This is a genomic window from Sphingorhabdus lacus, from assembly GCF_009768975.1.
Lineage (GTDB): Bacteria > Pseudomonadota > Alphaproteobacteria > Sphingomonadales > Sphingomonadaceae > Sphingorhabdus_B > Sphingorhabdus_B lacus.
This window is the reverse complement of sequence record NZ_CP035733.1, coordinates 2,177,957-2,192,223: the sequence shown is the minus strand read 5'-3', so window position 1 is coordinate 2,192,223 and position 14,267 is coordinate 2,177,957. Positions and strand designations below refer to the sequence as shown.

The 14,267-nt window shown below is 54.4% G+C and carries 10 protein-coding genes; 3 read left to right on the top strand and 7 right to left on the bottom strand.

The genetic code is table 11. From position 1 onward, the window contains the following. Window positions 1–6: 6 nt before the first annotated feature. The 4 genes from EUU25_RS10270 to EUU25_RS10255 all read right to left on the bottom strand — a co-directional run bounded on the left by EUU25_RS10270 (window position 7) and on the right by EUU25_RS10255 (window position 5,384). Window positions 7–1,692, bottom strand: coding sequence for a magnesium chelatase subunit D (locus tag EUU25_RS10270; protein WP_158900705.1), 1,686 nt, complete (start codon window positions 1,690–1,692; stop codon window positions 7–9). Further along, a complete protein-coding gene (gene bchI, locus EUU25_RS10265) occupies window positions 1,680–2,681 on the bottom strand; it encodes a magnesium chelatase ATPase subunit I (protein ID WP_158900703.1) in 1,002 nt (333 codons plus the stop codon). The genes EUU25_RS10270 and bchI overlap by 13 nt, the downstream gene beginning before the upstream one ends. A gap of 419 nt (window positions 2,682–3,100) precedes the next feature. Continuing rightward, the gene (locus tag EUU25_RS10260) at window positions 3,101–4,642 is read right to left on the bottom strand and encodes a GMC family oxidoreductase (RefSeq protein ID WP_158900701.1); all 1,542 of its coding nucleotides are present in this window, start codon (window positions 4,640–4,642) and stop codon (window positions 3,101–3,103) included. 139 nt (window positions 4,643–4,781) lie between these two features. After that, window positions 4,782–5,384 (bottom strand): TetR/AcrR family transcriptional regulator, encoded by a 603-nt coding sequence (locus tag EUU25_RS10255; protein ID WP_158900699.1) that lies wholly within the window; start codon window positions 5,382–5,384, stop codon window positions 4,782–4,784. A 258-nt stretch (window positions 5,385–5,642) separates the two neighbouring features. Between EUU25_RS10255 and EUU25_RS10250 the strand changes: the two genes are divergently transcribed. Next, on the top strand, window positions 5,643–6,323 hold the full coding sequence (locus EUU25_RS10250; RefSeq protein WP_158900697.1) for a TetR/AcrR family transcriptional regulator: 681 nt from the start codon (window positions 5,643–5,645) through the stop codon (window positions 6,321–6,323). A 21-nt stretch (window positions 6,324–6,344) separates the two neighbouring features. Here EUU25_RS10250 and EUU25_RS10245 read toward each other — a convergent pair whose 3' ends face one another. The 3 genes from EUU25_RS10245 to EUU25_RS10235 form a co-directional block, all read right to left on the bottom strand. Next, window positions 6,345–6,803 carry an META domain-containing protein gene (locus tag EUU25_RS10245; RefSeq protein ID WP_158900695.1) on the bottom strand — a complete coding sequence of 153 codons (459 nt, stop codon included), beginning with the start codon at window positions 6,801–6,803 and terminating at the stop codon, window positions 6,345–6,347. A 335-nt stretch (window positions 6,804–7,138) separates the two neighbouring features. Then, complete coding sequence (locus EUU25_RS10240) at window positions 7,139–9,538, bottom strand: EAL domain-containing protein (RefSeq protein ID WP_158900694.1); 2,400 nt, start codon at window positions 9,536–9,538, stop codon at window positions 7,139–7,141. 106 nt (window positions 9,539–9,644) lie between these two features. Beyond that, complete coding sequence (locus tag EUU25_RS10235; RefSeq protein ID WP_158900692.1) at window positions 9,645–11,225, bottom strand: FecR domain-containing protein; 1,581 nt, start codon at window positions 11,223–11,225, stop codon at window positions 9,645–9,647. Between the two features lie 227 nt (window positions 11,226–11,452). Between EUU25_RS10235 and EUU25_RS10230 the strand changes: the two genes are divergently transcribed. Together EUU25_RS10230 and EUU25_RS10225 are read left to right on the top strand one after the other, a co-directional pair. Beyond that, a complete protein-coding gene (locus EUU25_RS10230; RefSeq protein WP_158900690.1) occupies window positions 11,453–13,090 on the top strand; it encodes a ShlB/FhaC/HecB family hemolysin secretion/activation protein in 1,638 nt (545 codons plus the stop codon). A gap of 253 nt (window positions 13,091–13,343) precedes the next feature. Further along, window positions 13,344–14,207 (top strand): OmpA family protein, encoded by an 864-nt coding sequence (locus tag EUU25_RS10225; RefSeq protein WP_158900688.1) that lies wholly within the window; start codon window positions 13,344–13,346, stop codon window positions 14,205–14,207. Window positions 14,208–14,267 lie beyond the last annotated feature (60 nt).

The following is a 14,267-nucleotide window of genomic DNA, read 5'->3' as shown; positions in this document are numbered from 1 at the left end:
AGGGACTTAGCCACCAATGCTCTCAATGGCGGCGACCATGGCTGTGCTTTGAGCTTGCGGTAAGGGAAGGTAACGACCGTTCAATGCTTCTGCCAATTCCGCCGCTTCTACGCGAGGGCGGGGTGAAATATCAATTACGATGCACTGGACCCCGCTTTGGGCGAGCGATTTCGCCGCCTGTTGTGCTTCGGCCATCGCCAGCTCGCGGTTGGCGGTCCCGTCCGTTCGTACATTGGCTTTGCCATCAGTTAAAATTGCGATCGTGGGTGTTTGCCCACCGCGCATAGCAGTCTCGGCCATGTGCTGCGCCGCCTGCAAACCTGCCGCCAGGGGTGTACCGCCACCCCCGGGAAGCGCCGCTAAAGCGCGCCTAGCCCGGGTGAGCGATCGCGTTGGAGGCAACAATATTTCCGCACCATTTTGACGAAAGGCAATCAGGGCAACTTGGCTGCGTTTCACATAGGCTTGCGCCAACATCATTTCGACCGCACCTTTTGCCTCTGCCAAACGGGACAAGGCGGACGACCCCGATGCATCCACGGCGAATATGGTCAGGCTTTCACGGCGCTGTTCGTAATGACGTACGCGCAGGTCCGATTTACGGATATGGATTTTGCGCAGGTCGTTTGCAGCTGCGGCGGCACGACGCATGGACTGCCAAGGCGCGGCAGCACGCAAGCTGTCAATCAAGGCGAGCTTGCGCCCATGTCCGGGTACCCCCGGTCGGGCGCCCAAGGGGCGGCCACGTTGAGCCGATTTCTGCTTTTGCCCCGACCGGCCAGCTTGGCCTTTACCCTTTCCCTTCGCCGTCCCGTTGATTTGATCGAGAATATTTTTAGGAATAGCCGCTGCGGCCGCCTCGAGCAGGATATCCTCTAAATCCATATCTTCGACCTGACGTTCTTCGTCGTCACCCGGATCGGAATCAGGCTGATCAGGCGGCGGGTCAGATTCCGGTTCAGGAGGAGCATCGGGTGGAAATTGCGTCGCACGTGGCGCCAGCACCAACCGGACTGCGGCGGTCAAGTCGTCATCATTTGCCGCAGCGCGTCCATGAAACTCGGCATGCGCATGCGCGGCTTTATGGGCAAAAATAGAAGCACGAGCTGATCCAATTCCCAATGCCGAAGCAGTATTGACCAACCCGACCAGTTGCATGTCGGTCAGGGCGGCTGAGTGCAGGGCAGTGGGTGACGCAGCACCGTCAAATTGCCGTAACTCGGACATATCGCAATGAAAGGCGATGCGTTCGGTCAAAACCGGGGGAGGGGCTTCATCACCGTCTACGGAATCGTCGAGCAGAATTGCCGCCAGCTTTCTCCCATCCATGGCCTGTGCAATGTGGGCTGCGATGTCGCGTGGAATGCGCTCGGCCATGGGCAGAATGACGACGCCACCGCTGCAGTCGTTGAGCAGACCGGAACGCATCACACCACGACCAGCGGCCAAGGTCGCAGACAGATCAAGGCCACCCAAAAGCCGTTCGCTATCGATATTGACAGGTATACGCGCGACCGGCCCTCTTTTGGCCAGAGCTTCTTGCGCAAAAGCCACCATCGCGTCGCGCACGGGACCCGGTCCCTTAAGGATGATACCTCCAAACTGATGCGGGTTGCGGACAAACAGGTGAAGGGCGAGTTCGGTGTCACTGACGCGGTCACCAAGGACGGTCGTGGGGCTCACCCGAAGCATTCCTCCAATGCGCGTTCGATGCGTACAGTCGATCCTGTTTCATCGAGCACATTGCGCCGCAGACGGTGCCTCAAAGCCAGCGGTGCGATGGATTTCAGGTGCGCACGGGTGACCGTCTTTTTCCCTTCAAGGGCCGCAAGTGCGCGTGCACCGCGCATCACGGTCAGCTCGCCACGCAAACCGTCCGCGCCGACTGCCTTGCACAAGGTAGCTGTGTCCGTAAGGATTGAGTCTGGTGTGTGGACTTTGGTGATCCCCGCCTTCGCTTTGGCAATTCGGCGTAGGACTTTTGCGTCCTCTTCCTTCCAAATCTCGGCAAAAACAGATGGATTCTGTTCATGCGCGTCGCAGCGCTTCATGATTTCGACGCGGTCTTCTACCGTCTCGGGCGTTTTAACTTCGACAGATAGGCCGAAGCGATCGAGCAATTGCGGTCGCAACTCCCCTTCTTCAGGATTGCCGCTGCCGACCAGAACGAAACGGGCCGGGTGCCGAATGGACAACCCGTCGCGCTCGACCAAATTCTGTCCTGATGCCGCGACGTCCAGCAACAAATCGACGACATGATCTTCGAGCAGGTTGATTTCATCAATGTAGAGAAAGCCACGATGCGCCTTAGCCAGCAAACCGGGTTCAAACTGCTTCTCGCCATGGGCAAGCGCACGCTCGAGATCGAGTGTGCCAAGCACTCGGTCTTCTGTCGAACCTAATGGGAGGTCGACGAAGGGTACCGACATCTTGTGTGCTTTTTTCGATGTGCATGGATCGGGGCAATCGTCGCGGGCGTCGGGCGCGCAGTTAAACCGACAGCCTTCCACGACAGAAATAGGAGGTAATGTTGCTGCCAGAGCACGAGCTGCTGTGGATTTCCCGGTGCCACGGTCGCCAAAGATCATCACGCCGCCGATGCGCGCATCAACCGCAGCAATCAGCAACGCACGCTTCATCTCATCTTGGCCGACAATTGCGCTGAACGGAAAATTACCCATCGGTCTTACGCTAACAGAAGAATGAACGACGGCAAGATGCTTACCGCATTTCGTGCATCAACATGTTACATTTGGTGGATAAACACTTCAGCCTCAGGAAATTAGGCCGAAGTCATCAGCTTCCGCTTTACCGGGTGTATTAAGGTCTTTTGCACTTCGGATGAGGGTTCCCTATTTCGTAAAACAGCTGTCGTTCGGCGTGCCAGCGCCTTGACGACGCTCGTTAGGGCTTCCTGTATTTTGAAGATTAAGTTTGACCCGCCCGTCAAAAAACAACTGGGGAGCTGTGCGACGGGCGGGTCCGGCTTGGCAACGGCTATCTCTGAACAGAGTAGAGGTGTTGCCAAACCGATCTCGGAAAATTGGTGTCTGTACAGATACTAGGCGGGTCAGCGGTGGCGTGCTGTCGAATGGACATGTCAGCGTGCCTCGTCTGAGATAAATTCCGCCGCTCGGGCCGCGATCATCGCGACCGCGGCATTAGGGTGACCACGGACGAGCCTTGGCATAACGGAGGCATCTGCAATCCATAGCTTGTCACAACCGTGAACTTTCAATTTGGATGAAATGACACCCTGCGTGGCGTCTCCGATCCGGCATGTTCCTGCGGGGTGGTAGATGGTCTGCACATTGCGGCAAATTTCGGTGAATAACGCGTCATAGTCGTTCGCCCGTTCGCCCGGAGAAAGTTCACCTTCGATATGGGCATTCAATGGTGATTGCGCCGCGACTTTGCGCGCAAGCAACACAGCCGCGAGCATCGTTTTACGGTCATGACCTTCTCTGTCCGTAAAGAGTCCGAGGTCAATTTTCGGCTGCACTTGTACATGCCGTGTGACAAGTGAAACTGAACCCCTCGATGCGGGAGCAATCAATCCTGCTCCAATCGAAAAACCATGTATGGCGGGTGGTTGCAATGCCTGTTCGCGCCATTCAAAGGGTGCAAAAATCAGTTCAATATCAGGCGCATTCAGCGTTGGCGATGATCGGGCAAAGGCGATTGCTTCGGCAGCGTTTGATGCGAGGGGACCGGTTTTTGTAAAGATATATTTAAACAGGTTTTTTGGAGACTCTGCTGTTTTGTAGGTATCAGCATGGTTTGTTGCAAATACCGTGACCGCCATGGGATGGTCCTGCAAATGCTGACCGACATGCGGTGATACGCACTCCACTTCAATGCCCAATTTTTGAAGCGTCTCCCCATCGCCGATGCCCGACCTCAGAAGTAAAGCGGGGGTCTCGATCGCTCCTGCTGCGAGTATCACACCTGCGCGGGCAAGCGCCGAAATCCGGCCTTGAGCTCCGTTCATTATGACGCCAACTGCCTTGCCCTGCTCAATGATCAGGGTTTCGACCGCCATGTGTGTCAATGTCACCAGATTCTGGCGCTTTAATGCCGGTTTCAAATGGCTGTGAAAAATGCTGTGCCGCTTGCCTTTCCGAATATTGCATTGCGCAATCCAGGCGCCTTCATAGTCCCCGCCATTGTACGTAGACCCGGAATTTCCGATCACCGCTCGGGCGGCATCGACAAAGTCGGAAGCGGCCGAATGAGCGTTGGGATTTACGTCATGCTCCAGTTCAGTTTCCAGCTTCCGGAGAATTGGCGATACACTGTCCCAGCCCCAGCCTGTTGCACCCGAATTCACCCATTCTTCAAAGTCGGCGGGATGGCCCCACTGGTGAATTAGCGCATTCATGTTGGCGCTGCCGCCCAGCATTTTTCCGCGCGGAATGTAAACCGTACGTTGGGACGTGCCGCATTGCGGCGTGCTGTCATAATTCCAGTCGCTGCTGCTTTTGAATAGCTTGGCGAAGCCTGCCGGAATGTGGATGAACGGGTTCCGGGGTTTGCCACCAGCTTCGACGAGCAATACGCGGTTCTTGCCATTGGCGGACAGCCGATCGGCAAGCATACAGCCTGCCGTCCCGGCACCGACAATGATGTAATCGTTGATCACAAACCACTCCAGCCGAATGCTCGTTTCGCGCACACGATATGCGGCGCGAACTCGTCCAAGGCCAATATATACATAGTATAACTATGTTTGTAAAGTTATTGCTGTAGAAGTTGTTCCGCTTCCGGATTAACAGTCGTCTTCAGGCTTTTGCTCCTTGGTTGGTTGCGATCCATTGTTTCAATATCGCCTCCACAGCGTCGATAACATCGTCCTCGGCGACGCACGGATCTTTGCGCGCCAAGGCGAAGCACGACTCGTTCAACAGTCCAAGCATAGTGAGCGCGGTTGCCCGTAAGCGCGATTTTGGCACGGATTTGTTTCCGACCAAAAGACGCAAAGCGGGCTCTATCGCCTCCAATGCGATGCTCGTATCTATTTCTTTCCACTGCATGTGCCCTAGAATGCCAGGCGCATCGATCAACACGATTCGCAAATATTCGGGCTTTTGCGACAGTTGAAGCGATGCTCGGGCGCCTGTCAGAAACCGCTGGATCCCTGACGGTGCTTTTGCAGCCGCTTCAAACACGGCCTTGTCGAATTCTTTCTGTAACTGCCGAACGACTTCGGCAAAAAGATCCTGCTTCCCTTTAAAATGATGAAAAAATGCCCCCTCGGTCACACCCGCACCGCGCGCTATTTCGTTGGTTGTTGATTGCGCAAAGCCTCTTTCAGAAAACAGCGTCCGAGCTGCTCTGATTATGTCCCCCCGAGTAACGGCTGCATCCGCGGCGCTCCGCTTCATAGCCAGTCTCCTCTTCCTCCAAAGCAGAACCATATTCATAGTAATACTATGCAGTCAATCAGAGATTTTTCCAAAACGGAGTAAAAATTACAAATAGTTAGGTCTAAAATTCGAGCTCTACGGCCCGTACCGTCGTCGGGTCGCGTGTAAATAACGGGACGAGTATAGATTGGACTGCAGAGATCGACCGGTACATCATGAATTGGTTAGATCAAGTTCAGCTTGACGACAATGCAACACTATCTAATATAGGTCCTTATGGGGAAAAAGAGCGCCGCTGAAGCCGAAAAAACACGCAAGCTTATTGTTGCGACGGCACGTGAATTGTTCGCAGAACTTGGTTTTGCGGGAGCAACGACGAGTCGCATTGCCAAATCGGCTGGATTGACCGAAGGTGCATTCTTTCATCACTTCAAAGATAAAAAGGCCTTGTTCGCGGAGGTCGTCAAAAATCTGCAGCGCGAATTTGCGCATGCGGTGGTCGTGCGTGGGCAAAAAGGAAACGATCCCCTTGAACGATTTATTATCGGTTCGAGGGCTTCGATCGAACTCTCCCAAAGCCCCGAATATTTGAGGCTGGTGCTGATCGAAGCGCCTACTATTTTGGGTGGCGAAAACTGGCGTGAGATTGACGCGGTGACCTCTTTGTCCGTCATTGAACCCGCGTTGGTCGCGATTACTGGACGTGACAACATCGCCCCTGCTGTGCTGCGTCCGATGGCGCTTCTCGTTTTGGGACTGCTCAATGAAACAGCGTTTGCACTGGCGCGCCGTGACGACCAGATCACCATAGATGATGTTGTCGATATTCTGGAATTGTCAATTAACGACTGGCTGCACAGACTCGACAAGCCAAAAGCGGCAAGCCGGAAAATTTCAGCGACGTCGGTGGCAGCCAACGGTAAAATCAAGTCTCTAAAGGCTGGTATAACTTCTTAAGCGGCTCTCGTTTATTGGGGCCTATTTTCGCACAAATTTGATTGTTGCTCCGTCCGCAGATTGCAGGATCAGGGCTCCTTCCGGCGAAATGGTAAAAGAAACCGCTGTTTCAATCAGTTTTTGAAAATTCTGTTCCTGGTTCATGAGCGCGGGTGCGCATGCCATACGGGTCCCGATCAGCGGGGATGTTATTTTCAGTTTATCGTCGGTGATCTGATAGCTGGCTGAATATCCATTGCAGCCCGATTTGCCGCCAATTTTACCATCGCTTCCGATCATCAGAGTTATATCGCTCCGATCAATAATGCCTTTTCCGCCAATATCCTCGGCTTGCCACCACACATCTTTCAAAGCAGGTGCGGGTTTTGGCGGGGTCGCCAGCTCTTGGACCTCAAACTGTTTTGTTTTGCGATTGTATAGGCATAACATGCTGGCCCGTGCGCCCTTCATATGCGGTTGGGGCCAGACACCTTCGATCACGCGAGCGTCCATTAACAATTTATCCGAAAACCGGATAGGCGGACCGGCTGTCGCATTTGTAAGGCCTGACGCTTTAATGCACGCTGCTTGGGTAGCAGCATCCAGCTTCGCCCAACTATCGGGGGTTGCTGCATATGATGGGGTTGCGATTGCCAATGACATTGCGCTAATCAATAATAGGGTCGTACATGTGGCCGGGAAAGTTGGGCTGCGCATAGATCACCTTTAGAATACTGGGACCAAATAAACTAACTACCAGACTATAGGGTTCCTTTGCGAGGCTAGCTAGAATTACTAGCGCTAACGTCTCCTCAACATACCGATTGCCCGGAACGTCAGCCCGTCCGTGCTTGTCCGACCCAATCCGGAGCGGAAGTACCGCCGCTTGAATCGAACAGGTTTAGGCACCAGCGCTGCATGAATTCATCGCGCGCGACCGGTTTGCCGACATACCAACCCTGAATTGTGTCGCAGCCAAATTCCCGCAGCACATTGAGCGCAGCTATGTCTTCGACGCCTTCGGCGACGACTTTCATTCCCAAAGCATGGGCCATTTCGATCGACGACCGGACCATGATCTTATTGGCGTTGTCGGTAGCGATCAATTTGACAAAACTCTGATCTATCTTGATCTCGTCAGCCGAGAAGCTTTTTAGATAGGTCAAAGTCGACTGGCCTGTCCCATAATCGTCTATCGATAAATGAGCGCCTAATTGCTTGAATTGGTTCAGGCTGGATGCGGCCATTTCTTGCGAAGACAGTGCGGCTGTTTCAGTGAGCTCGATGGTGAGCAACGCCGGGTCTATACCGCTGTCGCGTATGATTGCCACAGCTCGCTTAGCAAATGCGGGATTGGCCAGAAGGGATGCGGATATGTTGACGGCACAGCCCATCGGATTTCTCACGGAATTCCAGCGTTCGACATCTTCGACTACCTGCCGCAACACGAAAAGTGTCAGCGCCTCCATCAGATTTTCATGCTCAAGGACTGGGACGAAGAGCGAGGGACTTACCATACCTTTGTCGGGATGTTCCCACCGCACGAGTGCCTCAGCCCCGTTAACAAAATCATCAATCAGGCTATATTTAGGCTGATAGAAAACAGATATCTGTCCAGTCATCAGCGCCTCTTCAAATTCAGACAGGATGAAGAGTGACTGGTCAGTGACCTGTGCCAGACGGTCATTATGCCAAACCAAGCGCTTGCCAAGCTCGCTTGCACGCTTTGCGGCTAAGGTGGCCTGGTTGGCCAATCCTTCTGCATCCCTTATATCGCCTGTTGCAACGCCGAAGCACAAGGTCGCACGAACGGAGCGTCCGCTTACCGGTATTGCCGTGTTGAACAACGACGCGCTTGCTTCGATCGTTGTCTCAACTGCATCGCTGTCCATGGTTTCGGTCCGCCAGCAAAAGCGCTCTCGTCCTATTCGGTGGAGTTCACCAGGACCGCTGGATAACTCTAAACGGTCGGCCACAGCGCGCACCAATTTTTTCGATTCCGCACGATCAAGGGTGGCGACTATCTCTCCGAAATTGGCGATCTCAGCGACGATCACATTGTGGTTGCCTTTGCAATCCATACGCTCTTGCCATGCCGCCAGATTGGGCAGGCCCGTCGCCCTGTCGATGCGACGCTCTAAGGAAATTTGTTTTGTTATGCCGATCACATATTGGGCGGCCATGGAACCCGCCAGCAACAGTAATGCCGGAGTGACATCCAAATGCGCGAGTGAGTATCGTTCAGCGATTAAGGGAACAACCAAGATCGTAATAGCTATAAGGAGAGAGGGCACCACGCCGGTTGTGTTTCGCCGATCCGTCCAATGGATAGCGAACAGCACCGCGATCAACGTCAACGCAAGCATCGGCCATGGACCAAGTTCGGGTAGGTCCGTGCCAGCTATCAGCGTTTCAGCTGCCATGGCCTGAACCACGACTCCGGGAATCACACCAAAGCGAGCGGTCGCGTATCGATCGCCAATCTCGATGGCAGTAGCGCCGATGACGACTTTCTTTCCCTTCAATTCGCGCGCATCCACACGGCCTTCCAGCACATCGACAAAACTGTGTCGGGGGATCGACGAAATCTCGATGGCTTGGTCAATCTTGAATTCTTTATTTACCGGTCCGCTGGCATCACCCAGCAATGCGCCAATTGACGGCCTAGGTATAGAGTCGGTTATCGTGCCGAAGGGATAGTCGTTCACCTGTCCATCGGCATCCGGTCGTACATTAACCGATCCCAGAAATGCCTTTTCCCGCAATATCGGTATTGGCAGATTTTCCAGATCGGCATGAATTTCACCGGTGCTTTGCGGCTGGCGGAATGTGGGAAGCACAACCTTACCATCGGCTCGTTCAATTGCCGCAGCGAATTCTTGGTCCCCATCGCGGGTCGAATAAGAGGAAAAATCGACGTCGAAGACTATTTGGGCAACACCAGCCTTGTCCAGTTCGTCGACCAACTGGGCATGATAACCTCTCGACCAAGGCCATTTGTCCAAAGCGGCGAGCGATTTTGCATCAATTTCGACAATATGAACGCGGCCACTGGCGGGTTTTGAATTGATGGAATCCCGGGCATTATGCAGCAGTTGTTCGACCGGTCCTTCAGGGCTATAAAGTCCGAGAATGATGGCGAGAAGAAGCGAAATGCCAACGGCCAATGGGCGCGCGAAACGCGCCGAAATGCCCGTCTTGGTCAGACCATTTTTCAATGTTGACCGGAATGACATTTCGGCAGCTAATCCTGTTTTTCGTCAAAAAGCTGCCATGAATGCAGCATCACTTAGCCCACTGTAGCGCCAATGCGTTGAAGGTTCGCTAACAAGATAGTAGGATTTACGCGCGCGGCGGTCTATCGTGACCATTGCCGCCGGCGTTTCCGCCCGCATCGCCATTTCCACCGGCGTTTCCGTTATCACCGCCGGCGTTTCCGCCCGCATCGCCATTTCCACCGGCGTTTCCGTTATCACCGCCGGCGTTTCCGCCCGCATCGCCATTTCCACCGGCGTTTCCGTTATCACCGCCGGCGTTTCCGCCCGCATCGCCATTTCCACCGGCGTTTCTTCTTGCTCCGACGGCGTTTCCGCCCGCATCGCCATTTCCACCGGCGTTTCCGTTATCACCGCCGGCGTTTCCGCCCGCATCGCCATTTCCACCGGCGTTTCCGTTATCACCGCCGGCGTTTCCGCCCGCATCGCCATTTCCACCGGCGTTTCCGTTATCACCACCGGCGTTTCCGCCCGCATCGCCATTTCCACCGGCGTTTCCGTTATCACCACCAGCGTTTCCGCCCGCATCGCCATTTCCACCGGCGTTTGCGTTATCACCACCAGCGTTTCCGCCCGCATCGCCATTTCCACCGGCGTTTCCGTTATCACCACCAGCGTTTCCGCCCGCATCGCCATTTCCACCGGCGTTTCCATTATCGCCACCAGCGTTACTATTACTATCTCCGACTCCGCTATCCCAACTCCCCGAAACAGCGCCTACCGCGGCATCGCCAGCATTGCCGCCTGTATTATTTCTACCTTCGCCCGTCGAACCGCCATTCCGCAAGGGGTTGCCGGTGTCCCGAATTATGCCTTGGCTGCCCGAGATCAATCCTCCAGTGGCAAGGGCGAGGCTAACTGGATCACTGGCAATAGAAGATGCAATTTCGCCTGAAAACTCAGAGTTCGCATTGCGATCTCCAACGACGCTGCTGCCATTCTCGCTGTCACTTTCCGACTGACCGCCGGAAGTTTCTTCGTTTCCATCCCGCTGACTCGCCGCCTCTGTCTCTGTCGCTGACTGTTCGTTTGCTGGGGCTATTACAGCGGAAGATTCCGAACGAACGGCGGTTGCGCCAATGCCCATGACCTTCAAAAGCTTCATGTCATTGGCGTCGACCCGGCCAATCCGGCCAGGCACAATCAGATCGGAGGCGCCGCCATCCAGTGTCGACACTTCGACACGGCCTTCGGTAACCTGAACGGTCGCACCATTTGCAGTAACCGTCACGTTAAAGGTTGTACCCTTCACCACAGCCGCCAGATATGGGGTTTTTACACCGAAATGCGGCGTTTCCTTTTTCTCGATTTTGAACAGCGCGCTTCCGATCGATTGGAATATCTGCGTTATCGCGCCTGTTTCTTCAGGCTTGGTAATGCGGACGCGGCTTTTGGGGCTGACGATGACATATTCGCCGCCGCGCACGATGACCGCCCGACCAGTGGAACCTGTGGAGACGGCATCGCCTGCTTTCAAAGCCATTCCACGGGCGCCCGTGCGCACTTGACCGTTCGATTCAACCGAGACGGATCCGGTGCTCTCCGAGATCTGCCACGCCTTCGTGCTCGCCGCCGCTGGGGTCGACAGCACGAAGAGTGCAACTATTGCCATAATCACCGCTTGGATGACGGAGAGATATTTACGCACTGGCTTTGCCCCATTGATAGGATTTCAGAGCCCGATTGTAACAAGTAAATCTGACGAAACTCCGTCGAGAAGTGCCTAAGAACTGGTAAACATCCAGGGTGTCGCAATTAACGGCTACGCAACATGTTGGCTTTAAGAATAGCCGCCACACAATATTTTATTCACGGCTAATCCGAAGCTAAATGACGCGATTTCATTGTTCTTTTTACTTGGCCTTAGGCGGTGCAATGCTTGCGCCTGCGCCCGTCTGCGCGCAAGTGAATGGGGCAGGGGAGGGGGAATGGCGCGCATTCCTACCGGCAGCTACCAAAGATGACCGACCCGACCGGAACGAGGTTAATGTTGAAGCCCCGCAACTGATCCGCAGAGAAACAGCCGCGATCCCGCCGGAACCTGCGGCGGATAAATCCGGCGAGGGCATTCGTGTCGGCTCCGTACTGATTGAAACCGATAGAAGCGTCGATCACAATATGTTTGAGAAGGTCATCGAACCCTATCTCGGCAGCAGCGCGACAAGCGAAGATCTTGCCAAATTGGCGCAGGAGATTGCCGAGATAGCCCGTTCGCAGGGCATGGTTCTCGCCAATGCTTATGTCCCCGAACAACAAATCGAGTTGGGGATCGTCCGGATCAAGCTCGATGCCGGCTCGATTGATAAGGTCAGGATTGAAGGTTCCTCCAATAAGGCACTGCGCCAATTGCTTGAACCGCTCGTAGGTCAGACCGTTATGCAGCACGAGTTGGAACGCCGTCTCATGCTCGCAAATAACATCCCGCAAATCATTGTGAAGCAGACTGAGCTGGTCAATGAAAACGGGGCGCGGATACTGGTTGTTCGCGTTCAACACCGCAAAAACACCAGCGGCCAAATCGTCGTGGACAATTTCGGTTCCAACAAAATCGGACCATTGCGGGCACGCCTCAGTGTTGAGGCTGTGGCGCTGTTAGAAGATTCTGACTCACTGAGCGTGACCTTCAGGACTAATCCCGCCGAACCGCAGGAACTTCTCGCGGCAAGTGTTTTGTACGGTGTTGGATTGGGCACGAACGGTACCCGAGCTGAAATCGCGACTGCGTGGAGCGATAGCAATATCGATCCAAGTTCCGGCTTCGGCAAGCGTAATGCTGGCAGCCGTTACGCCTCGCTCTCGGTCAATCATCCGGTCCACCGGTCGCGCACGGCCAATCTTTGGGCTGAGGGACAGTTCGAATATCTCAAGGTCGATCAGGACAGCTTTGGTGCAGTTCTGCAAAGCGACACCGTCGTTACCTTGTCGGTCGGGCTTTCATCGTCATACCGGTTGGGCAATGGTTGGCTGCGGACAGGTGCCCAGTTGCGGCAAGGTATGGGCATTTTCGGTGCGAATGAGCCGGGTGATATATTTTCTTCACGTGCGGATGCCGACGGCTCGTTTACTCTAGCACGCGCGTGGGCCAACTGGTCTGGCTATGTTTCGGGCAACGCGACCTTAAGGGTGGCAGTTTCGGGGCAATATTCCGCCGACCCTCTTCTGTCGTCGGAAGAAATGGGATTGGGTGGCGCCTATACCGGGCGTGCTTTTGATTTTTATGAGCGTTCGGGCGACAACGGTGTGTTGGCGCTGGCCGAATTTGGATATGAATATACAAAATCCAAAAGCTGGATCCGACGGGTGCAACCCTATGTCTTTATAGATGGCGGATATGTGAGCAATTTCCGGAACGGCTATGGCACGGGCACCCTGGTTTCGGCCGGTACAGGCATTCGTGCCGGATTGGGTATGTTCGACCTGCAAGTCGAAGCTGCCGCCCCGGTTTACACCTCCGGCGCGATCTCCAGTAGCGACGATCCGCGGGTCAATGTGCAGCTTGGTTTGGACTTTTAATAAGCCCCCCAATGCGTAGAAATCGCTCTGCTCAGTTTGAAGTTAGCATCGAATCCAACCGGAAATCTTCTCCTTTTCGTAGCGTAATGCGCTCCCATGCTTCGGTTGGACGCAACGGTTCGTCGCACAATGAGGCCATGCTGACCGCAAAGGCGGTGCGAAATGCAATCGTGTTCATCCGACAGAAAGGATGGAATCAACAGGTAAAATCCAAGGGTATGATGAGGCATTAGCCGTTTGAAGGAGTGAATACATGAACGTGATTTCTAATAGGACGGGATTTCCCGTCCTGCTTGCCGTGGCAACATTAGCTGCATCGGGTAGTCTGTCTGCGCAGTCGAACGACCCTACCATTGTGGTCGATGGTCCCGTGACACAAGAGATGCCGGTGCTGGTAAAAGGACCCGACGTTAAGGGTATCATTACAGCCCGCAGCGGCGACAAACTGAAGATTACGACGGCAGATGGCAATGCGACCGTCATTTCCATCAATGAAGCGACGAAAATCAAGACTGGCGGTGGTCTTCTGAGCGGCAAGAACAAATTGACATCAAACGCGTTGCTGAACGGTTTGCCGGTGACCATTAAGACATGGCAGTCAGGCGCCGGTCTGATCGCGAGCCAGATTACCTTCCGCAATAACGATCTGAAAACCGCCACCATGATCCGCAACGGCACAGCCCAGCAGTTTGAAGAACAGACAGCCGCCACCGAAGCGTTGCGCGGCCGTATGGGCGATATCGACAAGTACAATATCAAGGGTACGACCAACGTATACTTCGATACCGGCAAATACTCTTTGTCACCAAGCGCAAAGCAAGAGCTTTGCTCGACCGCCGCGTCTGCTGAAGCAACCGACAACGCGTTGATGCTGGTCGTAGGCTACACAGACTCTGTTGGCGACGAAGAATATAACCAGACGCTGAGTGAAAAACGCGCCAGCAGTGTTATCAACTATCTGCAGCAGGCCTGTCGCTGGAAACCCTATCGTATGCTGACACCGACCGGGATGGCTGAATCCGACCCGCTGGCAAGCAATGACACCGAAGAAGGCAAGGCGCAAAATCGCCGAGTGTCGGTGAATATTTTGGTCAGCAAAGGGCTCGATGGCCTTTAAATAAAATAGGGGTGGGCATATCCCACCCCTATTTTTTGTTGTTTTGCCCGGAACGGGCCC